The 21302-nt window shown below is 62.4% G+C and carries 16 protein-coding genes; 11 read left to right on the top strand and 5 right to left on the bottom strand.

Features of this window, described 5'->3' with window-relative positions; translation table 11 throughout:
* Nucleotides 1–40 precede the first annotated feature (40 nt).
* From gdhA to ACJ8PI_RS21120, 7 genes are all read left to right on the top strand, one after another.
* On the top strand, nt 41–1384 hold the full coding sequence (gene gdhA / locus ACJ8PI_RS21150) for an NADP-specific glutamate dehydrogenase (RefSeq protein WP_033649380.1): 1344 nt from the start codon (nt 41–43) through the stop codon (nt 1382–1384).
* A gap of 329 nt (nt 1385–1713) precedes the next feature.
* Nucleotides 1714–2700, top strand: coding sequence for an autoinducer 2 ABC transporter substrate-binding protein (locus tag ACJ8PI_RS21145; protein WP_033649381.1), 987 nt, complete (start codon nt 1714–1716; stop codon nt 2698–2700).
* Between the two features lie 104 nt (nt 2701–2804).
* A complete protein-coding gene (locus ACJ8PI_RS21140) occupies nt 2805–4304 on the top strand; it encodes a sugar ABC transporter ATP-binding protein (RefSeq protein WP_121535930.1) in 1500 nt (499 codons plus the stop codon).
* Nucleotides 4297–5286 carry an ABC transporter permease gene (locus ACJ8PI_RS21135; protein ID WP_015379367.1) on the top strand — a complete coding sequence of 330 codons (990 nt, stop codon included), beginning with the start codon at nt 4297–4299 and terminating at the stop codon, nt 5284–5286. Before ACJ8PI_RS21140 ends, ACJ8PI_RS21135 begins: the two co-directional genes overlap by 8 nt.
* A gap of 1 nt (nt 5287) precedes the next feature.
* Nucleotides 5288–6241, top strand: coding sequence for an ABC transporter permease (locus tag ACJ8PI_RS21130; RefSeq protein ID WP_060443818.1), 954 nt, complete (start codon nt 5288–5290; stop codon nt 6239–6241).
* Between the two features lie 9 nt (nt 6242–6250).
* Nucleotides 6251–7888 carry an FGGY-family carbohydrate kinase gene (locus ACJ8PI_RS21125; RefSeq protein ID WP_164134878.1) on the top strand — a complete coding sequence of 546 codons (1638 nt, stop codon included), beginning with the start codon at nt 6251–6253 and terminating at the stop codon, nt 7886–7888.
* Nucleotides 7888–8487, top strand: coding sequence for a KpsF/GutQ family sugar-phosphate isomerase (locus tag ACJ8PI_RS21120; protein WP_033654479.1), 600 nt, complete (start codon nt 7888–7890; stop codon nt 8485–8487). The genes ACJ8PI_RS21125 and ACJ8PI_RS21120 overlap by 1 nt, the downstream gene beginning before the upstream one ends.
* Nucleotides 8488–8517: 30 nt before the next feature.
* Here the strand turns inward: ACJ8PI_RS21120 and rsmJ are convergent, their stop codons facing one another.
* The 3 genes from rsmJ to ACJ8PI_RS21105 form a co-directional block, all read right to left on the bottom strand.
* Nucleotides 8518–9264 carry a 16S rRNA (guanine(1516)-N(2))-methyltransferase RsmJ gene (gene rsmJ, locus ACJ8PI_RS21115; protein WP_033654480.1) on the bottom strand — a complete coding sequence of 249 codons (747 nt, stop codon included), beginning with the start codon at nt 9262–9264 and terminating at the stop codon, nt 8518–8520.
* An 8-nt stretch (nt 9265–9272) separates the two neighbouring features.
* Complete coding sequence (gene prlC, locus ACJ8PI_RS21110; RefSeq protein WP_047570108.1) at nt 9273–11315, bottom strand: oligopeptidase A; 2043 nt, start codon at nt 11313–11315, stop codon at nt 9273–9275.
* Nucleotides 11316–11432: 117 nt separating this feature from the next.
* Complete coding sequence (locus ACJ8PI_RS21105) at nt 11433–11894, bottom strand: HIT family protein (RefSeq protein WP_033654482.1); 462 nt, start codon at nt 11892–11894, stop codon at nt 11433–11435.
* 214 nt (nt 11895–12108) lie between these two features.
* Between ACJ8PI_RS21105 and ACJ8PI_RS21100 the strand changes: the two genes are divergently transcribed.
* The 4 genes from ACJ8PI_RS21100 (at nt 12109) to ACJ8PI_RS21085 (ending at nt 16866) form a co-directional block, all read left to right on the top strand.
* A complete protein-coding gene (locus tag ACJ8PI_RS21100) occupies nt 12109–12951 on the top strand; it encodes a 23S rRNA (adenine(2030)-N(6))-methyltransferase RlmJ (RefSeq protein ID WP_004931012.1) in 843 nt (280 codons plus the stop codon).
* A gap of 130 nt (nt 12952–13081) precedes the next feature.
* Complete coding sequence (gene gorA / locus ACJ8PI_RS21095) at nt 13082–14434, top strand: glutathione-disulfide reductase (protein WP_047570106.1); 1353 nt, start codon at nt 13082–13084, stop codon at nt 14432–14434.
* A gap of 156 nt (nt 14435–14590) precedes the next feature.
* The gene (locus ACJ8PI_RS21090; protein WP_442528161.1) at nt 14591–15085 is read left to right on the top strand and encodes a molybdopterin-dependent oxidoreductase; all 495 of its coding nucleotides are present in this window, start codon (nt 14591–14593) and stop codon (nt 15083–15085) included.
* Nucleotides 15082–16866 carry an ATP-binding response regulator gene (locus ACJ8PI_RS21085; protein WP_033636392.1) on the top strand — a complete coding sequence of 595 codons (1785 nt, stop codon included), beginning with the start codon at nt 15082–15084 and terminating at the stop codon, nt 16864–16866. Before ACJ8PI_RS21090 ends, ACJ8PI_RS21085 begins: the two co-directional genes overlap by 4 nt.
* Here ACJ8PI_RS21085 and ACJ8PI_RS21080 read toward each other — a convergent pair.
* Nucleotides 16856–17707 carry a helix-turn-helix domain-containing protein gene (locus tag ACJ8PI_RS21080; RefSeq protein ID WP_033636393.1) on the bottom strand — a complete coding sequence of 284 codons (852 nt, stop codon included), beginning with the start codon at nt 17705–17707 and terminating at the stop codon, nt 16856–16858. The two genes, ACJ8PI_RS21085 and ACJ8PI_RS21080, sit on opposite strands and share 11 nt — an antisense overlap.
* 455 nt (nt 17708–18162) lie before the next feature.
* Nucleotides 18163–21189: an autotransporter outer membrane beta-barrel domain-containing protein gene (locus tag ACJ8PI_RS21075; protein WP_399574311.1), complete on the bottom strand. Its 3027-nt coding sequence runs from the start codon at nt 21187–21189 to the stop codon at nt 18163–18165.
* Nucleotides 21190–21302: the final 113 nt, after the last annotated feature.

The following is a 21302-nucleotide window of genomic DNA, read 5'->3' as shown; positions in this document are numbered from 1 at the left end:
GAAATAGCGGGGGAAAACTTAATGCTAAAAGGAGTTATCCATGGAATATGCCGTATCGGTAGAGTCTTTCCTGTCCTCGTTACAGCGCCATAACCCCCACCAGCCGGAATATCTGCAGGCGGTGCGCGAAGTCTTCACCTCGCTGTGGCCGTTTATCGAACGCAACCCGCGCTATCGCGAACAGGCCCTGCTGGAGCGCCTGGTGGAGCCCGAGCGCGTCATTCAGTTCCGCGTCAGCTGGGTGGACGATCGCGGCCAGGTGCAGGTCAACCGCGCCTTCCGCGTGCAGTTCAACTCGGCCATCGGCCCCTACAAGGGCGGCATGCGCTTCCATCCGTCGGTAAACCTGTCGATCCTGAAATTCCTCGGTTTTGAGCAGACCTTCAAGAACGCGTTGACCACCCTGCCGATGGGCGGCGGCAAAGGCGGCTCCGATTTCGATCCCAAGGGCAAAAGCCAGGGCGAGATCATGCGCTTCTGCCAGGCGCTGATGACCGAGCTGTATCGCCACCTGGGGCCGGACACCGACGTGCCGGCCGGCGACATCGGCGTCGGCGGCCGTGAAGTCGGCTTTATGGCCGGCATGATGAAGAAACTGTCCAACAACACCGCCTGCGTGTTTACCGGCAAGGGTCTCTCCTTCGGCGGCAGCCTGATCCGCCCCGAGGCGACCGGCTACGGCCTGGTGTACTTCACCGACGCCATGCTGCAGCGCCACGGCCTGGGCTTTGAAGGCATGCGGGTGGCGGTGTCCGGCTCCGGCAACGTGGCGCAGTACACCATCGAGAAAGCGCTGGAGCTGGACGCGCGCGTGATCACCGTGTCGGATTCCGGCGGCACCCTGGTGGACGAGGACGGCTTCACCACCGAGAAGCTGGCGCACCTGGCGGAGATCAAAAACCAACGCTACGGCCGGGTGGCGGACTATGCCCGCGAACGCGGCCTGACCTATCTGGCCGGCCAGCAGCCGTGGAACGTGCCGGTGGATATCGCCCTGCCGTGCGCCACCCAGAACGAACTGGATCTCGAGGCGGCGCAGACGCTGATCCGCAACGGGGTGAAGGCGGTAGCGGAAGGCGCCAACATGCCGACCACCATCCAGGCCACCGACGCCTTCCTCGACGCCGGCGTGCTGTTCGCGCCGGGCAAGGCGGCTAACGCCGGCGGCGTGGCCACCTCGGGGCTGGAGATGGCGCAAAACGCCGCGCGCATCGGCTGGCGGGCAGAGAAAGTGGATGTACGTTTACAACATATCATGGCCGATATTCACCACGCCTGCGTGGAATACGGCGGCGAAGGCAAGCAAACCCACTACGTGCACGGCGCGAATATCGCCGGTTTCGTCAAGGTCGCCGACGCCATGCTGGCGCAGGGCGTGCTGTAATCCGCCGTAAAGGTGATCTTGTTCACACATCGATTAAATGCTTCAATGCCGGCCTCTGCGCCGGCATTTTTTTATGCTTTCTCACCATCCAAATGATGCCAATTGGTTTAATAAAAGTTAACAAGAAGTTGTTTATCACCTCTTAATCGGTAGTAAATTTACCACCATCAAATAATTAAACATTTATTTAACACTAAATACGCCATTATTTTACTTAACTGTGCGCAGATCACATTTCGTTAACTTCAGCTACGCCCCCTCTTCCATTCCTTTGTAATCTGCAGCGGTGGAAAAACCGCCACCCCTACAGATAAAAAAAGGTACAGCTAATGAAATTTAACCTCGCATTATTAAATGCATGTGTGGTTTCTGCGTGCATGTTATCGACAACACCTGTGTTCGCCGCTGATAAATATGAGATTGCCGTGGTCGCCAAAGTAACCGGCATTCCGTGGTTCAACCGCATGGAAGTGGGCGTCAACGAAGCGGCGAAAAAACTCGACGTCAACGCCTACCAGACCGGCCCTTCTACCCCGGATCCGGCCGCGCAGGTCAAGGTGATTGAGGATCTGATCGCCAAGAACGTCAACGCCATCATCGTGGTGCCGAACGACGCCAAGGTGCTGGAGCCGGTGCTGAAAAAAGCGCGCGACAAAGGCATCGTGGTGCTGACCCATGAATCCCCGGACCAGCAGATCGGCCAGTGGGACATCGAGACCATCGACAGCGAGAAATACGCGCAGGCCAACGTCGATGAGCTGGCGAAAGACATGGGCGGCAAAGGCGGCTACGCGATCTACGTCGGCTCGCTGACCGTGCCGTTGCACAACGCCTGGGCCGATTCCGCCATCAAATACCAGAAAGAAAAATACCCGGACATGTTTGAAGTCACCTCGCGCCTGCCGGTGGCGGAAAGCATCGACAAATCCTACGCCACCACGCTGGATCTGATGAAAACCTATCCGCAGATGAAGGGCATCATCGGCTTCGGCTCGCTCGGCCCGATCGGCGCCGGCCAGGCGGTGGCCAAGAAACGCGCCAAGGACAAAATCGCGGTGGTGGGCATCGCCATGCCGGCGCAGGCCGCCCCTTACCTGATGCGCGGCGACATCAAAAAAGCGCTGCTGTGGGATCCGAAAGACGCCGGCTATGCGCTGGTGACGGTGGCCGACCAGCTGCTGCAGGGCAAGGAAGTGAACAAGGATCTGGCGATCGAGGGCCTCGGCAAGGCCGACGTCGACATGGAACACAAAGTGATTCGGTTTAATAAGATTTTGGAAGTCACCAAAGACAACGCCCAATCGCTTGGATTCTGATTTTTCGCGTAATTTCGCCACACCGGGAAAGTAGTTAAACCCTCGTAGGGGCGCAGCTTGCTGCGCCCAGGGCTTCGGCCGCTACGCAAGCACAGGTTAACGTTATGACAGCCTCCCCCGCATTTATCACCCTGGAGAATATCAGCAAGCGATTCCCAGGCGTGCTGGCATTAGACCAGATCAACCTGACGCTCAATATTGGCGAAGTGCACTGCCTGGCCGGGCAAAACGGCTGCGGCAAAAGCACCATCATTAAAATCATCTCCGGCGTCTATCAGCCGGAAAAAGGCGCCAACATTTCGCTTGAAGGCAAACTCTTCCACGCCCTGACGCCGCAGCTGTCCGGTTATTACGGCATACAGGTGATCTACCAGGACCTGTCGCTGTTCCCCAATCTGACGGTGGCGGAGAACATCGCCATCCACCGTTACCTGCCCGGCGGCCATTTCTGGGTGCGCAAGCGGGTGATGCGCCAGACGGCGCTCGACGCCATGGCGCGGGTCGGCATACGCATCGATCCCGATAAAAAGGTGGAAAAACTGTCGATCGCCGATCGGCAACTGGTGGCGATTTGCCGCGCCATCGCCGCCGAGGCGCGGTTGGTTATCATGGACGAACCGACCGCCTCGCTGACCCGCCAGGAGGTCGACGGCCTGCTGCGGGTGGTCAACGAGCTGAAGGCGGCCGGCATCTGCGTGGTATTCGTCAGCCACAGATTGGATGAAGTGATGGAAGTCGCCGATCGCATCAGCGTGATGCGCGACGGCAAGCTGGTGGGCACCTGGCCGGCCAGCGAACTGGACAGCCATGAACTGGCGTTCCTGATGACCGGCCAACGCTTCCACTACAGCCCGCTGCCGCCGCTGCCGCCGGCCGAACAGGCGCCGCTGCTCGAGGTACGCAACCTCAGCCGCGGCGAGAAATACCGCAACATCAATCTGGCGCTGCGCGGCGGCGAGATCGTCTCGATCGTCGGCCTGCTCGGCGCCGGCCGCACCGAACTGTGCCTCAGCCTGTTCGGCATGACGCGGCCGGACAGCGGCGAGATCCACATCGAGGGCCAGGCGGTGCAGCTGCACAACAACCGCGAAGCGGTGCGCCACGGCATCGGCTATGTGTCGGAGGATCGTCTGACGCAGGGGTTGATCATGGAGCAATCGATCTACGACAACACCATCGTCACCGTCTTCGATCGGCTGCATACCTCGCTCGGGCTGCTGGATCACGCCAAAGCGACCGAGCTGGTCAACCGGCTTATCCGCGATCTGAACATCAAGGTGTCCGACAGCGCGCTGCCGGTGAAAACCCTGTCCGGCGGCAACGCCCAGCGCATCGCCATCGCCAAGTGGGTGGCGACCCAGCCGAAGATCCTGATCCTCGACTCGCCCACCGTCGGCGTGGACATCGCCAACAAAGAGGGGATCTACCAGATCGCCCGCGATCTGGCGCAGCTGGGCATGGCGGTGCTGATGATCTGCGACGAGATCCCGGAAGCCTATTACAACAGCCATCGGGTGATGGTGATGCGCAAGGGCGAACTGATCGCCGAATTCGCGCCGCACCAGAGTACCGAGCAACAGATCGCCGAGGTGGTGAATGGATAAGTCATTATTGGCCCGCCTGGCCGGGCGGCACGAGTTTTATCTCGGCCTGTTGGTGCTGCTGCTGGCGATCGGCCTGAGCGCCGGCACCGACGAGTTTCTGACGCTCGGCAACCTGACCGACGTCGCCACCAGCTACGCCATTCTCGGCATCCTGGCCTGCGGGCTGTTCGTGGTGCTGATCGCCGGCGGCATCGACATTTCGTTCCCGGCGGTCACCGCCATCGCTCAGTACGTGATGGCCAGCTGGGTGATCCAGCACGGCGGCAGCTTCCCGCTGGCGTTCGCCCTGGCGATTGGCGTTGGCCTGCTGCTCGGGCTGGTGAACGGTTTCCTGGTGTACTGGCTGAAAGTGCCGGCGATCATCATCACCATCGCCACCCTCAACCTGTTCTACGGCCTGCTGGTGTACGCCACCAACGGCACCTGGCTGTACGGCTTTCCGGACTGGTTCATGAACGGCATCAACTGGTTCTCGTTCCAGGGCGCCGACGGTTACGACTACGGCCTGACGCTGCCGCTGCTGTGCCTGCTGGCGACCATCGTCGTCACCGGCGTGCTGATGAACCGCACCCGGCTGGGGCGCCAGATCTACGCTATGGGCGGCAACCGCGACGCGGCGTCGCGCCTGGGGTTGAACCTGCTGCGGCTGCATTTTTGCGTCTACGGCTACATGGGCATTCTGGCCGGCGTCGCGGCGGTGGTGCAGGCGCAGATCACCCAGTCGGTGGCCCCCAACTCGCTGCTCGGCTTCGAGCTGACGGTATTGGCGGCGGTGGTGTTGGGCGGCACCAGCATGAGCGGCGGCCGCGGCTCGTTGACCGGTACCCTGCTCGGCGTGGTGCTGCTGGCCTTCCTGCAAAACGGGCTGACGCTGCTCAGCGTCTCGGCCTATTGGCACCAGGTATTCAGCGGCGCGATCATTTTGATCAGCATCAGCACCACTGCCTGGAACGAAAAACGCAAGCTGCTCAAGGAGATCTGACATGACGCAGTTAACTCGGTTGATCCCAAACGATCGGATCATTCGCCTGCAGGGCGCGATCATCATCGCGGTGGCGCTGCTGTTCGCCGGGCTGCTCGGATCGCGCTTCTTCAGCCTCGGCAACTTCCAGTCGATCGCCTCGCAGCTGCCGATCCTCGGCCTGCTGGCACTCGGCATGGGCATCACCATGCTGACCGGCGGCATCAACCTGTCGATTATCGCCGGCGCCAACGCCTGTTCGCTGGTGATGGCGGCAATCATCGTCAGCCACCCTGACCAGCCGCTGTTCCTGGCACTGGCGCTGGTGGCCGGCCTGCTGGTGGCGGTGGCGATCGGCGCGCTCAACGGCGCGCTGGTGGCCTGGATCGGCGTCTCGCCCATCCTCGCCTCGCTCGGCACCATGACCCTGATCACCGGCCTGAACATCCTGCTGTCCAACGGCGCGGTGATCTCCGGCTTCCCGGCGGCGATTCAATTTCTCGGCAACGGCGCCGTGCTCGGCGTGCCGGTGGCGCTGATCCTGTTCCTGCTGGTGGCGGTGGGTCTGTGGCTGCTGCTGGAGCACACCACGCTGGGCCGCAGCCTGTACCTGATCGGCTCCAACGAGCAGGCCACCCGCTTCAGCGGCGTGAACACCGCGCGGGTGCAGGTAGCGGTGTATATCCTGTCGGCGCTGCTCGGCTGGGGCGCCGCCCTGCTGATGATGGCCAAGTTCAACTCGGCCAAGGCCGGCTACGGCGAATCTTATCTGCTGGTGACCATTCTGGCCTCGGTGCTGGGCGGCATTAACCCGGACGGCGGTTTCGGCCGTATTCTGGGGCTGGTGCTGGCGCTGATCGTGCTGCAAATGTTGGAAAGCGGCCTCAATTTGCTGGGGGTCAGCAGCTACCTGACCATGGCCCTGTGGGGCGGCGTGCTGATCCTGTTTATCGCGTTACAGAATCGAAAAGCTTAGGAGAAAATAATGGCGAGCTATTTTATTGGCGTAGACGTGGGCACCGGAAGCGCGCGCGCGGGCGTATTCGATCTCAATGGCCGCATGGTCGGCCAGGCCAGCCGGGCCATCGATCTGTACCGGCCGAAGGCGGATTTCGTCGAGCAGTCGTCGGATAACATCTGGCAGGCGGTGTGCAATGCGGTGCGCGACGCGGTCAACCAGGCCGACATCAACCCGATCCAGGTCAAGGGGTTGGGCTTCGACGCCACCTGTTCGCTGGTGGTGCTGGATAAAGAGGGCAAGCCGCTGACCGTCAGCCCCTCCGGCCGCACCGAACAGAACATCATCGTGTGGATGGATCACCGGGCGATCGCCCAGGCCGAGCGCATCAACGCCACCAAACACCGGGTGCTGGACTTCGTCGGCGGCATTATCTCGCCGGAGATGCAGACGCCGAAACTGCTGTGGCTGAAACAGCACATGCCCACCACCTGGGCCAACGCTGGCTACCTGTTCGATCTGCCGGACTTCCTCACCTGGCGCGCCACCCAGGATGCCACCCGCTCGCTGTGTTCGACGGTATGCAAGTGGACCTATCTCGGCCACGAACAGCGCTGGGACAAGAGCTACTTCCAGCAGATCGGGCTGGAAGACGTGCTGGAACATGACGCGGCCAAGATCGGCAGCGACGTCAAAATGATGGGCGAGCCGCTGGGCCACGGCCTGACCCAGCGCGCCGCCGGCGAGATGGGGCTGATCGCCGGCACGGCGGTGAGCGTGTCGATCATCGATGCCCACGCCGGCACCCTCGGCACGCTGGGTGCCACCGGCGTCTCCGGCGAGGTGGCCGACTTCAACCGCCGCGTCGCGCTGATCGGTGGCACCTCCACCGGCCACATGGCGATGTCGCGCACCGCGCGCTTTATCGGCGGCGTCTGGGGGCCGTATTACTCGGCGATCCTGCCGGAATACTGGCTGAACGAAGGCGGCCAGTCCGCCACCGGCGCGCTGATCGACCACGTCATCCAGTCGCACCCGTGCTACCCGGAGCTGCTGGCGCAGGCGAAAACTCAGGGGCAGACCATCTATGAGGTGTTGAACGCCATTCTGCGCCGCATGGCCGGCGAGCCGGAGAATATCGCCTTCCTGACGCAGGACATTCACATGCTGCCGTACTTCCACGGCAACCGCTCGCCGCGCGCCAACCCGACGCTGACCGGCATCCTGACCGGGCTGAAGCTGTCGCGCACGCCGGAGGACATGGCGCTGCACTACCTGGCCACCATTCAGGCCATCGCGCTCGGCACCCGCCACATCATCGAAACCATGAACCACAGCGGCTACAGCATCGACACCATTATGGCCAGCGGCGGCGGCACCAAGAATCCGATCTTCGTGCAGGAGCACGCCAACGCCACCGGCTGCGCCATGCTGCTGCCGGAGGAGAGCGAAGCGATGCTGCTCGGCGGCGCGATGATGGGCACCGTGGCGGCGGGCGTGTTCGACACCCTGCCGGAGGCGATGAGCGCCATGAGCCGCATCGGCAAGACGGTCACGCCGCAGACCAACCAGATAAAAAGCTACTACGACCGCAAATACCAGGTATTCCACGAGCTGTACAACGACCACATGAAATACCGCCGGTTGATGCAGGAGGAGGCGTGATGCAGCAGGAATGGCGGCAGGCGGTGCAGGGTTGGCAAACCTACAGTCAGGAGCTGGCGCAGCTGGGCGAGCGCCTCGACGCGCGCACCTGGCAGCGGCTGCTGACGCTGCTGGCCGACTGCCGCGGTAAAATTGCCGTCACCGGCGTCGGCACCTCGGGGATTGCGGCGCGCAAGATAGCCCACATGCTGGCCTGCGTGGAACGGCCGGCTGTCTACCTCGACGCCACCGGCGCGGCGCACGGCGATCTGGGCTTTCTGCGCGCCGACGATCTGCTGATCCTGATCTCACGCGGCGGCAATTCCGACGAGCTGACCCGCCTGCTGCCGACGCTGCAGGCCAAGGGAGTGACGCTGATCGCGGTGACGGAAAACCCGCATTCCGCCATCGCACAGGCGGCGCAGTTGACGATCGCCACCGGGGTGCAAAAGGAGATAGATCCGCTGAACATGCTGGCCACCACCTCAATTGTGCTGGTGCTGGCGATCTTCGACGCCGCCTGCGCCTGCCTGATGGCGCGCAGCGGTTACGACAAGGACGCCTTGCTGGCAGTGCATCCGGGCGGCGGCGTGGGGAAAAGCTTGCGGGAGGAAAACTGAGGGCCCGACACGGCGGGCCCTAGGCAGACATTACAGCGGCATGTAGATATCGAAACGGTGGCTTTTGGTCAGCGTGGCGGCGTGCGCCGGCACGTCGGCCAGCGGCGGCGCGTAGTCCGGGCGCTTCACCACCACGCGCTTGGTCGCCAGGCGGCGCGCCGGCTCCAGCAGGCCGTCGGCGTCATCGTCGCTGCCCACCAGCGATTGAAACACCCGCATCTCTTTCTTCACCAGCGCGCTTTTTTGCTTGTGCGGGAACATCGGATCGAGATACACCACCTCGGGGCGCGGGCTGAGATCCGCCAGCGCCGTCAGGCTGGAGGCGTGCAGCAGCGTCAGGCGCTCGCGCAGCCACGGGCCGATTTCCGCATCCTGATAGCCGCGCTGCAGGCCGTCGTCCAGCAACGCCGCCACCACCGGATTGCGCTCCAGCATCCGCACCCGGCAGCCCAGCGCCGCCAGCACGAAGGCGTCGCGCCCCAGCCCGGCGGTAGCGTCCACCACGTCCGGCAGATAGCTGCCCTTGATGCCGACCGCTTTGGCCACCGCCTCGCCGCGGCCGCCGCCGAAGCGGCGCCGGTGCGCCATGGTGCCGGTGACGAAATCGACATAGATTCCGCCGAGCTTCGGCTCGTCGCGCTTGCGCAGCTCCAGCCGCTGCGGGGTCAGTACCAGCGCCATCGGCGCGTCGTCGTCGGACGTCAGCCGCCAGCGCTGCGCCAAAACAGACAAGGCGCCGGGATCGGCGCCTGCTTCACACAATAAACACACGCTCACGTGTCGGGTTATCCTTTAATGCCGTAATGGCGCAGCATAGCATCCAGCTGCGGCTCGCGGCCACGGAAGCGTTTGAACAGCGCCATCGGCTCTTCTGAACCGCCGCGCGACAGGATGTTGTCGAGGAAGGATTTGCCGGTTTCGGCGTTGAAAATCCCTTCTTCTTCGAAGCGCGAGTAGGCGTCGGCCGACAGCACTTCCGCCCACAGGTAGCTGTAGTAACCCGCCGCATAGCCGCCGGCAAAGATGTGGCTGAAGGCGTGCGGGAAGCGGCCCCAGCTTGGCGAAGGCACCACCGCCACCATTTTCTTCACTTCCGCCAGCGTCGGCAGGATCTGCGCCCCTTTTTCCGGGCTGTATTCGAAGTGCATGCGGAAATCGAACAGGCCGAACTCCAGCTGGCGCAGGATGAACAGCGCCGCCTGGTAATTCTTGGCCGCCAGCAGCTTGTCGAGCATGGCCTTCGGCAGTGGCTCGCCGCTCTGGTAGTGGCCGGAGATAAACGCCAGCGCTTCCGGCTCCCAGCACCAATTTTCCATAAACTGGCTCGGCAGTTCGACTGCATCCCACGGCACCCCGTTGATGCCGGAGACGCCGGCGGTATCGATCTGCGTCAGCATGTGGTGCAGACCGTGGCCGAACTCGTGGAACAGCGTGGTCACTTCGTTATGGGTGAACAGCGCCGGCTGGTCGCCCAGCGGGCGGTTGAAATTGCAGGTCAGGTAAGCGACCGGCTTTTGCAGCGTGCCGTCGGCCTTGCGCAGGCTGCCGACGCAGTCGTCCATCCAGGCGCCGCCGCGTTTGTTTTCGCGGGCGTACAGATCGAGATAGAAGCTGCCGCGCAGCTCGCCGTCGGCGGCGAACAGATCGAAGAAGCGCACGTCCGGATGCCAGGTCTCCACGTCTTTACGCTCTTTGGCGGTGATGCCGTAGATGCGTTTCACCACTTCGAACAGCCCTTCCACCACCCGCTGTTCCGGGAAGTACGGGCGCAGTTGCTCGTCGCTGATGGAGAACAGGTGCTGCTTCTGTTTTTCGCCGTAATAGGTGATGTCCCAGGCGTCGAGCTCGTCCACGCCATAGTGCTGTTTGGCGAAGGCGCGCAGCTGCGCCAGCTCTTGCTCGGCCTGCGGGCGGGCGCGCTTGGCCAGATCGCTCAGGAAGCCGATCACCTGCTCCGGGCTCTCCGCCATTTTGGTCGCCAGCGACTTGTCGGCGTAGGTGTCGAAGCCCAGCAGCTGAGCCAGCTCGTGGCGCAGCGCCAGCGTTTCCGCCATCACTTCGCTGTTGTCCCATTTGCCGGCGTTCGGCCCCTGATCGGAGGCGCGGGTGGCGAAGGCGCGGTACATCTCTTCGCGCAGCGCGCGGTTGTCGGCGTAGGTCAACACCGGCAGGTAGCTCGGCATGTCCAGCGTCAGCAGCCAACCGTCCTGCTCTTTGGCCTGCGCCATCGCCTGTGCCTGCGCCAGGGCGCTCTCCGGCAGGCCGCTCAGCTCGGCTTCGTCGGTAATCAGTTTGCTCCAGCCCATGGTGGCGTCGAGCACGTTGTTGCTGTAGGTGGAACCCAGTTCGGACAGGCGCGCGACGATCTCGCCGTAGCGCTGCTGTTTATCCGCCGACAGGCCGATGCCCGACAGTTCGAAATCGCGCAGCGCGTTGTCCACCGCCTTGCGCTGCGGCACGCTCAGCGCCTCGAACGCCGCGCCCTCTTTCAGGCTGCGGTAGGCCTGGTACAGCCCTTCGTGCTGGCCGACCCAGGTGCCGTACTCGGACAGCAGCGGCAGCGCCTGCTCATAGGCGGCGCGCAACTCCGGGCTGTTTTTCACCGAGTTCAGGTGCCCGATCGGCGACCAGATGCGCGACAGGCGATCGTCCGACTCCGCCAGCGGCTGACACAGATTGTCCCAGGTGAACGGCCCCGGCTGCGCGACCACGCGCTCTACCGCGGCGCGGCAGTCCGCCAGCGCGGATTGCACCGCAGGCACAATATCTTCAGGGCGGATCGCCGAGAACGGCGGCAGGGAAAACGGGGTCAGCAACGGATTTGTCATAGGGCAGTCCTGATTAGCGTTGGGGCCCGCCGTGGGGCGAGCCTTAAAATGCGTATGAATCTCTAACATGGAGCCAGACAACAGGAAAATCAATGCCCGGCGTTGATCGTTGGTGCCTTAAACGGCGCTTTGGCGGATGCGGGCGGCCAGCGCCGCCAGCTGCTCGTCGTCGGCGCGCGCGGCGTCGTGGGAGGAGATATAGCCCTCGTAACGCGCGAAAAACTTCGGCGAGGTCGATTCGATCGGCCGCCACTGCTCCAGCGACGCGGTGCCGTGCAGCGGGATCAGTTTGGCGTGCACATGGTCGACGCCGTAACCCTCGAACACCATACCGCAGCGGCCGACGTCGTCGAACGCGCGATCCAGCTGCTTCGCCACCCGCTTGGTCGCCAGCATCAGCGCGCTCAACACCTCGTCCGGCAGGTCAAAGGCATAGCTCGGGTGGTGCGCCTTGGGGATCACCACGCTGAAACCGTCGGTGTTGGGAAAGATGGACAGGAACGCCAGATGGTCGTCGTCTTCCCAGATTTTATGGCACGGCGCCTTGCCCGCCACGATGTCGCAAAAAATGCAGCTCATCCTTTCTCCTTGTGATTCACAGCGTTTCAACCCATTCGAACGCTTCGAACACCGGCCGCCAGAACGCCCGTTTACTCATCGTCCTGTCCCTTTCTGTGAACGTCTGCGGCAACGGAGTCCGGTTTTTCCCGGCCAGACAGTTTATACTGTGCAGATTATAAGCCTTATTGCATTGAATGCTCCGCCTGCGGAGCACAAGGAACCGCCACCCGTCATGTTAAGTTATCGCCACAGTTTCCACGCCGGCAACCACGCCGACGTGCTCAAGCACACCGTTCAGAGCCTGATCATCGAGTCGCTGAAGGAAAAAGAGAAGCCGTTCCTGTATCTGGATACCCACTCGGGCGCGGGCCGTTATCAGCTCAGCGGCGAACACGCCGAGCGCACCGGCGAATACCTGGAAGGCATCGGCCTGCTGTGGCAGCGCGACGATCTGCCGGAAGAGCTGGCGGCCTACATGAGCGTGGTGCACAACTTCAACCGTTCCGGCACGCTGCGCTACTACCCCGGTTCGCCGCTGATCGCCCGCCAGCTGCTGCGCCCGCAGGACAAAATTCACCTGACCGAGCTGCACCCGAGCGACTACCCGCTGCTGCGCAGCGAGTTCCAGAAAGACGAGCGCGCCAAAGTGCAGCGCGCCGACGGCTATCAGCAGCTGAAATCCCAGCTGCCGCCCCTGTCGCGCCGCGGCCTGATCCTGATGGACCCGCCGTATGAAATGAAGACCGATTACCAGGACGTGGTCAAAGGCATTCAGGAAGGCTACAAGCGTTTCGCCACCGGCACCTACGCGCTGTGGTATCCGGTGGTGATGCGCCAGCAGATCAAACGCATGCTGCGCGATCTGGAAGCCACCGGCATTCGCCGCATTCTGCAGATCGAACTGGCGGTGAAACCCGACAGCGATCAGCGCGGCATGACCGCCTCCGGCATGATCGTCATCAACCCGCCGTGGAAACTGGAACAGCAGATGAAAAACGTGCTGCCGTGGCTGCACAAGGTGCTGGTGCCGTCGGGCATCGGCCACCATCTGGTGAACTGGGTGGTACCGGAATAATCCCCGGCAGGGCGCGGTTCGCCGCGCCCTGCGTCCACCTATCGCAGCCATCGACGCAATCTTTGCGACAAACCCCGGTCAGGCGTTAAACTCTTACCCTCTTCAAATTCACAACTCATGGAAATCCCAGATGACGAAACATTACGATTATCTAGCAATTGGCGGCGGCAGCGGCGGTATCGCATCGATCAACCGGGCAGCCATGTACGGCCAAAAGTGTGCGCTGATTGAAGCCAAAGAGCTGGGCGGCACCTGTGTAAACGTGGGTTGTGTACCGAAAAAAGTCATGTGGCACGCGGCGCAGATCGCCGAGGCCATCCATCAGTACGGCCCGGACTACGGCTTCGACACCACCGTCAACGCCTTCGACTGGAAGAAGCTGGTCGCCAACCGCACCGCCTATATCGACCGCATCCACAACTCCTACGACAACGTGCTGGGCAAGAACAAGGTCGACGTGATCAAAGGCTTCGCGCGCTTCGTGGATGCGCACACCGTGGAAGTGAACGGCGAGCTCATCACCGCCGACCACATCCTGATCGCCACCGGCGGCCGCCCGAGCCACCCGGCTATTCCGGGTGCGGAATACGGCATCGACTCCGACGGCTTCTTTGAGCTGGACGCCATGCCGAAGCGCGTCGCCGTAGTCGGCGCCGGCTATATCGCCGTGGAGATCGCCGGCGTGCTGAACGCGCTGGGCGCGGAAACGCACCTGTTCGTGCGCAAGCACGCGCCGCTGCGCAGCTTCGATCCGATGATCGTCGAAACCCTGGTGGAAGTGATGAACACCGAAGGGCCGAGCCTGCATACCGAATCGGTGCCGAAAGCGATCGTCAAGAACGCCGACGGCAGCCTGACGCTGCAGCTGGAAAACGGCAAGGCATTCACCGTCGACTGCCTGATCTGGGCCATCGGCCGCGAACCGGCGACCGACAACCTGAACCTCGGCGTTACCGGGGTGAAGACCAACGAGCAAGGCTACATTGACGTCGATAAGTTCCAGAACACCAACGTCAAAGGCATCTACGCGGTGGGCGACAACACCGGCGCGGTAGAGCTGACCCCGGTCGCCGTGGCCGCCGGCCGCCGCCTGTCCGAGCGCCTGTTCAACAACAAGCCGGATGAGCACCTGGATTACAGCAACATCGCCACCGTGGTGTTCAGCCACCCGCCGATCGGCACTATCGGCCTGACCGAGCCGGAAGCCATCGAGAAGTTCGGCGCAGACAACGTGAAGGTGTACAAATCCTCCTTCACCGCCATGTACAGCGCCGTGACGCAGCACCGCCAGCCGTGCCGCATGAAGCTGGTGTGTGCGGGTAAAGAAGAGAAAATCGTCGGCCTGCACGGCATCGGCTTCGGCATGGATGAAATCCTGCAGGGCTTCGCCGTGGCGGTGAAGATGGGCGCCACCAAGAAGGACTTCGACAACACCGTGGCGATTCACCCGACCGCGGCGGAAGAGTTCGTTACCATGCGCTAACCGCTGCGGTTAGCCCATTCTCAGGCCGGTAAACACCGGCCTGTTCTTTTTGTGCGGTTTACTATTCCCTTCGCGCCCGTCTGCTTTTTCTGCCATTATTCTGCCTGATAAATTAGCGGGACTGATACAACCTCCCCGCGCCTCTGGAGAACACCGATGCTGTTCAAACTATGCAAAACCCTCGCGATGGCCTGCGTGGCCCTGATTATCGCCCAGAGCAGCGCGCTCAGCTTTACCCTCGAAGTGGCGGGCAAGATCGACAACGTGACCGACCCGGTCAACAAAAGCTATCTGTTCACCGATAAGCAGCTGTTGGCGATGCCGGTGCGCAGCATCACCACCTCCACTTCCTGGACGCCGCAGAGAAAATTCGAAGGGATTTCGGTGGCCGATATCCTGGAGCGCGTCGGCGCCAAGGCCGAAACGCTGACCTTCTATGCGCTGAACGACTATTACATCGACGTGCCGCTGTCCGACGTCAAAAAGTACAACATGATCCTGGCCTACAAGATGGACGGGGAGATGCTGAAGCTCAGAAACTTCGGCCCGCTGTTCCTGGTTTACCCGCGCGACGCCGCCGGGCCTGAACTGAACTCGCCGTTGTACAACTCGCGCTTTATCTGGCAAGTGGACAGGATCGTGATCAAATGAAGCTGACGACCTTTAAGAACGGCAGCAGGCTGGCGATCCCGGCCATTTTCGCCGCGCTGTTTTTAGTGGCTTCGACCGTCACGCTCTATTACTACAGCGCCACCCTGTCGAAGAAAGGGCTGTATGCCATCGCCGGCACGCAGGAGAACTACTCCTGGTCAATCGCCAAGTTCTCCATCAAGCTGGCGGAGTTCGACACGCTGGTCGAGCAGCAAAGCCACGCCGCGCAGGTGGACAACGACAACCTGCGGCTGCGGTTCGAAATCCTCTATTCGCGTTTTTACGTGCTGGAAACCGTCTCCGAATCGACCCAGCCGCTGTACGCCGAGCCGGGCTACCCGGAAGTGGTCAAACAGATGCGCCTGCAGATGGATCGCATCGATAAGCTGCTGAGCAGTCGGAAAATCGACTTCGGCCAGGTTTCCGCGGCCATGAGAGCCATCAAGCCTTACGCCATCGAAATGGCCAACCTGACCGACCACGCCGAGGTGAAGCAGCGCACCGCCGCCTATGAGGATTACATCGAGAAACGGCACATTATTTTCTATGGGCTGGTGATCGTCATGTTCTCGGTGATCGCGCTGATCGCCATCACCCTGATCGTGTTCCGTCAGCAGCGGCTGACCATTCGCCAGCAGGCCAAGGCCATCGAGGCAGAGAAAGCGACGCGCACCAAAAACGCCTTCCTCGGCGCCATCGGCCACGAGCTGCGCACCTCATTGCAGAGCGTGATGTCGGCCATCGACGTGCTGGTGAATACCCGGGTGTCGGCGGAGCATGCGGACACCTTCCAGCGGCTGGAGACCGCCGCGCAGCAAATCGAAAGCCAGATGAAAGATCTGACCGACTACGCGCACCTCGACAGCGGTATGATGGAATTGCGCATCGTGCCGTTCGACGCGCAGAAGCTGATCGCGGAGACCGCCAACGAAATCGCCACCCTGACCCGCAAAGAGCAGGTCAAACTGAGCTGTGAAGTGGAATGCAGCCACCTGCTGGTGCACTCCGATCCGCTGCGCATCCGGCAGATTATCGTCAACCTGCTGACCAACGCCTACAAGTACACCGAAAGCGGCAGCATTACGCTGCACAGCTGCCTGCGCCGCCAGCCGGGCGGCAGTTCGTTGATTATCGAAGTGACCGACACCGGCATCGGTATCGAAAAAGACCAGCTCGATCAGATCTTCAAGCCCTTTACCCAGTTGGATCAGTCGCATACCAAGCAGTATGCCGGCGTCGGGATGGGGCTGGCGATCGTGCACGGCTTGGTGACATTGCTCGACGGCACCATCACGGTGTACAGCGAAATCAAGAAGGGCAGCACCTTTATCGTCAGCATTCCGGTGCAGATCAGTGAAGACGAACGCGCCGACGCGCCCGCCGCCGCCAATGCCTCTCTGCAGCAGAAGCCACAGCAGGTGCTGGTGGTGGATGACAACAAGTCGGTGGGTGACGCCTTTGCGGCGCTATTGGACAAGCTGGGCTACCAGCACGAACTGTGCGACTCGCCGGAGCGCGCGCTGCAGAAGCTGCTCAGACGCCCTTACGACGCGCTGTTGCTGGATCTGCAGATGCCGGGCATCGACGGCGCCGCCCTGGCCAGGCAGCTGCGCAACCGCCGCGGCCCCAACCGCCATGTGCCGATCATCGGCATCAGCGCCTACACGCCGGAGCAGCTGACGGCGGATCAGCGCGCCCTGTTCGATAACTACCTGATGAAGCCGGTTCGGCTGGATGCGCTGTCAAACGCGCTGGCCGAGGTGTTCCCCGCTAAAGATTAAAACAGCGTTGCAGTGCGGCTTCGATCACATGGAGCCGCACCGGCTTTTCATAAGGGCCGAGCACGTCGTACTCGCGCATCGCCTGAGCGATTTCCGACTCGCGTCGGTCGGTGCCCAGTTCGCCGGTCAGCACCAGTACCGGCGCGTCCGGGTTGTCGGAGGCGCGGATGGTGGCGATACAGCGATCCGCCGTTTCCTCACCGATCAGCCAGTCCACCACGTAGCCGTCAAACAGGCTTTGCTGCAATGCCTGGCAAAAACTGTCGACGTCGTAAAACGCCACCGCGTTGAAGCCGCAGCCGCCGAGATACTTGGCCAGCTCATCGGCCGCCTGATGCGAATCGTCCAATACCGCGATGCTCAGCCGCTCGTCGTCGCCGAAGCCGGGCCGGATTTCGATCAGATCGACGCCGTAACGCGGGCCTGCCGGTGCCTCGTCGGCGCGATAGATACGCCACTGCCCTTCCACGCGCAGCGCCACAAATTCCGCCGGCCGCCCGGCAGGAAGCTCATCGCCAATGTGCCCGACGCAAGGCATCGCCACCCCCGCCACGAAAAAGATGGCATCGCGCGCCATGTTTGGCTCGGTGGTCTCGTGTTCGGCGCTCAAATCGGCGATCGCCGCCGGCGTTTCTCCCAACGCGGCCGCGACGCTGTTGATCTGTTCCAGCGTCCAGGGGCTTTGCCCTTTCAGTTTGCGGTGCGCATGTGAAAAACTCAGATCCAAGATGCGGCTGAGCTCGCGGGCATGCTGACGTTTTCCAATCCCGTAATGTAAAAACAGCTCCCTGACCCGATTGGCAATCGACTGTGAATCGAATTTTTGGTGATTGTTATCCATTTGTTCCTTCGATTTTTTTTACTGATTTATCAGTCGTTTTGATTATTTCCGCTGAAAAAGCCACATCTAAAACTGGCATCTCATGCAATTATGCGTTAAAAACGTTGCTTGACATACCATGTTGCATCGTCAAACATGGTATCAAAAGAGACATACAGCAATACACTATAAAAAATAACACCAGCACGTTTTTTAATAATAACCATAGTAACACCAGGGAAAATTTGTTCCGTTGCCGCTACTGAGACGATGAGCACATCGCTCGGACTGCGCAAATCAAACGGGGCTTGAGCCTTTAGCGCTAATCTGTTTTACCCACTTTTAAGCCGGGATCCGTCAGGATCCCGGTTTTTTATTGCCCTGGCGCCGCGCCATCATACGGACTCACCCCGCAGCCGCAAATAAAAACGGAGCCGGCATGCCGGCTCCGTGGTCATTGCGATGATCGCTGAACGTCAGAAGCGCCAGGTGAAACCGGCGTTGACGCTGTTGTCCTGGTGGTTCTGCGACAGCAGCCCGCCGTAGCCCAGCGACAGCGTGGCGTTCTCGTTCACCGCCACTTCCGCCCCCGCCTTCAGCACCATGCCGTCGCGCGAGACCGGCACGCTGTCCACCACGAACGGCGCGTTGCCGCCGTTGAACCGCAGCCCGGTGCCACGCTCCAGACTGCCGTACTGATGTTGCCATCCCAGCTCGCTGCGCAGCGCCACCATCGTGCCCGGGCTCACCTGCCATTCGGTGTCCGCACGCAGGCCCAGCGTCGACACCGTCGCGTCCGTGTGCTGCTTGTCGCCGCGCAATGCCGCCGCGCCGCCGCTTTCCGCGATGCCGTTGTTCTCGAAGTTCACGTACGCCAGGTTCACGAACGGCTCCAGATTCAGCCACTCACCCTGCACGCTGTAGCCCGCTTCCGCGAACAGCTGCTCGGTGCGCGCGCTGTACTTCGCCGTGTCGCGATCCGACTGCATCCCGTAGTTCACCGACCGCTTGGTGTCGATGCGGTGCCAGGTGTAGCCCGCCCCGCCGCGCAGCGCCAGCGCCCCGAACTGCTTGTCGCCATACGCCGCCAGGTGGTAGTTGTCGCTGTCCGCCTTCGACCCGTACCCGCCGTGCAGCGAGGTGCGGGTGTAGCCGGTCGCCACCCCCAGCCGCCAGTCGTCCGCCGCCGCCGAGTCCAGCCCCACCAGCACCCCGTAGGTCGAGGCCTGATAACCCGTGGCGTTGGCGTCGCCCGACGCGTGGTCCCACGCCCCCAGCAGCTGCGCCCAGGCACCGCCCTCATCCGCCTTGATGGCCGACGAGCTCGCCAGCCCTTCCGCCTGACGCAGGCGCCCGTTCAGCGCCTCGCGCAGGTAGCGGCTGTCGTTCACCAGCGCCGACGCGATGTCCGCATGGATTTGCCCCGACAGCTGGCGGAACGCCTGCCGCGCTTCGCCCGCCGTGCCGCTGCCGAGCAGGCTCTCGTACACCGGGTTGCCCGCCGCCAGCGCATCCGCCGCCACCGCCACCGCCCGCTCGTTCGAGGTCTGCGCCACGCTGGCGAAGCTGGTGCCGTTGCGCCCGACGCTCAGCGTCACCCCGGTCGGCTGGTAGCTCAGCCCGGTACCGAGGAACAGGTAGTTCGGCGCCACCGCGTCAAACTGCCCGCTCACCCCCTGCTGCGCGCTCAAAATGTTGTACTGCTGGCCCAGCAGGCTGCGCACCTCGCTTTGCGTCAGCAGGTTGGGGCTGTTCTCCAGCGTCACTGCCACCTCGCCGCCGCCGATCGTCGCCGATCCGCTGCTCTGGATCCGATCGCTCTGGCCGTTCGGCCCCACTTCCACCGCGTAGCGCGAACCCGGCTCGAAGCTGACGTTACCGGCCACGTTAAGGGTACCGATCGAGTTGCCCGGCGCCACGGTGCCGCCATCACGGGCGGTCAGCGAACCGACCGTACCGCTGCCGCCGACGATGCCGCCGCTCTGCACGCTGACGGCCGAGGTGACCGAGCCGTTGACTGCCAGCCGCCCCTGATTGACCAGCGTCGGGCCGGCATAGGTGTTGGCGCCGGTCATGACCAGCGTGCCCATCCCTTCTTTGGTCAGGCCGCCGTGGCCAGAGATGTTGTTGGAGTAGACTTCCAGTTCGCAGCTGATGTCGTCACACTTTCTGGCGTGCAGCGTGCCGGCATCCACCTCGGCGCCCAGGCCCGGAATATTGGCGACAAACTGGGTCGGGCCGTAGGCCACGCCCGTCGGATCCGGGATGCGGAACTCCGCCGGAATATCCTCGACGGTATAGAACATGCCCGGGCCGTTAATGGCTTTGCCCAGGTTGATCATCCCCCAGCCGTAGAGCGCGTCGATGCCCGGCGCGCCCATGTCGGTGGCGGTAGTTTTCAGCACGTCGGCGATCTGCGCCGAACTCATGTACGGGAAACGCTGCAGCAACACCGCCACCGCGCCGGTGACGTGCGGCGTCGCCATCGAGGTGCCGTTTTTATTGCCGTAGTCCGACACCAGGTTGGCCGGATCGGAACCGTTGGCCACGGTGCTGTAGATTTTGCTGCCCGGCGACGAGACGCAGAAGCTGGCGGTATAGCCGCAGCGGGAAGAGAAGCTGCTGATGGTGTAAGGCACGCTGTTGGTCGATGCCGCATCCTGCGCCACGCTGGCGACCGACAGCCAGTTTGGCGCGATGTCCGGCACGAAGTAGGCCAGCCCGCTGATCACATCCGGCTGGTTGTAGTTGCCGTCGTTACCGGCGGCGAACAGCACCAGAATATTTTTGCGCGCGGCGTCGATGGCGCCCTGATAGCCTGCGCCGGCCAGGCTGCCGAGCAGCGGTTTGACCTGATCGAATTGTTCCTGCGCATCCTTCAGCTCAAAGTGCAGCGCGTTAGGATCGCGGCCGCCGTCGGACAGAAAGTCGGGAATACTGACGCCCCAGCTGTTGTTGATCACCCGCACGCCGTTGTTGATCATCGCCTGCCAGCCGGCATTGGTGACGGCGCCGTCCAGGCCGAGGAATTCACCATAGGCCGGGCCGTCGTTGTCGTTATCGACGCTGATCACCTGCGAATCGAAAGCCACGCCGTGCATGCCGACGCCGTCGCGGTTGGCAGCGCTGATGCCCGCAACGTGCACCCCATGATTGCTCAGCATGCCCTGTGAGCCGCTGTAGAAGTGGAAGGTGCCGTCGAAATAAAAGCGGTCGCCGGCGTTAATGCCCGGCCGGTGCGGATCGGTGTAGGCGCGATAGCCTTCGGTGACCACGTTGATCAGTTTGCCGTCGCCGGCGAACTCGGGATGGCGGTTGACCGGGGTATCGAAAATGCCCACCTTCTGCCCTTTGCCGGTATAGCCGGCGGCGTAGGCCTCATCGGCGTGGATCGCCCCCAGCCCCCAGTTGGCGTTGAATTCGGCGTTGCGCCAGCTGGCCGGATCGCCGGCTTGGCCATTCACCTCGTGCGGCGCCGCCTGTGCATACCCCGCCAGCGCCATGCAGCAGACTAGCGCGTTCAGCCGCCACGGCGAGCGGCGAGCATTTCCTTTGCTATCAAAACCCATTGTTGTTGTCATTTCCTTACCTTTTGCTTGTTATTGGCCGACGCCCC

It is taken from the genome of Serratia sp. CY82433, from assembly GCF_052166535.1.
Classification (GTDB): domain Bacteria; phylum Pseudomonadota; class Gammaproteobacteria; order Enterobacterales; family Enterobacteriaceae; genus Serratia; species Serratia sarumanii.
The sequence above is the reverse complement of the archived record's forward strand: the minus strand, read 5'-3'. Positions and strand labels throughout refer to the sequence as shown.

Excerpts from the sequence above, each read along its gene's own strand:
- ACJ8PI_RS21105 (WP_033654482.1), bottom strand. The coding sequence starts at position 11,894 with ATGAGCTGCATTTTTTGCGACATCGTGGCGGGCAAGGCGCCGTGCCAT.
- ACJ8PI_RS21075 (WP_399574311.1), bottom strand. The coding sequence starts at position 21,189 with ATGGCGCTGGCGGGGTATGCACAGGCGGCGCCGCACGAGGTGAATGGC.
- prlC (WP_047570108.1), bottom strand. The coding sequence starts at position 11,315 with ATGACAAATCCGTTGCTGACCCCGTTTTCCCTGCCGCCGTTCTCGGCG.
- gorA (WP_047570106.1), top strand. The coding sequence starts at position 13,082 with ATGACGAAACATTACGATTATCTAGCAATTGGCGGCGGCAGCGGCGGT.
- ACJ8PI_RS21100 (WP_004931012.1), top strand. The coding sequence starts at position 12,109 with ATGTTAAGTTATCGCCACAGTTTCCACGCCGGCAACCACGCCGACGTG.
- ACJ8PI_RS21125 (WP_164134878.1), top strand. The coding sequence starts at position 6,251 with ATGGCGAGCTATTTTATTGGCGTAGACGTGGGCACCGGAAGCGCGCGC.
- ACJ8PI_RS21140 (WP_121535930.1), top strand. The coding sequence starts at position 2,805 with ATGACAGCCTCCCCCGCATTTATCACCCTGGAGAATATCAGCAAGCGA.
- ACJ8PI_RS21130 (WP_060443818.1), top strand. The coding sequence starts at position 5,288 with ATGACGCAGTTAACTCGGTTGATCCCAAACGATCGGATCATTCGCCTG.
- ACJ8PI_RS21080 (WP_033636393.1), bottom strand. The coding sequence starts at position 17,707 with ATGGATAACAATCACCAAAAATTCGATTCACAGTCGATTGCCAATCGG.
- ACJ8PI_RS21135 (WP_015379367.1), top strand. The coding sequence starts at position 4,297 with ATGGATAAGTCATTATTGGCCCGCCTGGCCGGGCGGCACGAGTTTTAT.
- ACJ8PI_RS21145 (WP_033649381.1), top strand. The coding sequence starts at position 1,714 with ATGAAATTTAACCTCGCATTATTAAATGCATGTGTGGTTTCTGCGTGC.
- gdhA (WP_033649380.1), top strand. The coding sequence starts at position 41 with ATGGAATATGCCGTATCGGTAGAGTCTTTCCTGTCCTCGTTACAGCGC.
- ACJ8PI_RS21085 (WP_033636392.1), top strand. The coding sequence starts at position 15,082 with ATGAAGCTGACGACCTTTAAGAACGGCAGCAGGCTGGCGATCCCGGCC.
- ACJ8PI_RS21090 (WP_442528161.1), top strand. The coding sequence starts at position 14,591 with ATGCTGTTCAAACTATGCAAAACCCTCGCGATGGCCTGCGTGGCCCTG.
- ACJ8PI_RS21120 (WP_033654479.1), top strand. The coding sequence starts at position 7,888 with ATGCAGCAGGAATGGCGGCAGGCGGTGCAGGGTTGGCAAACCTACAGT.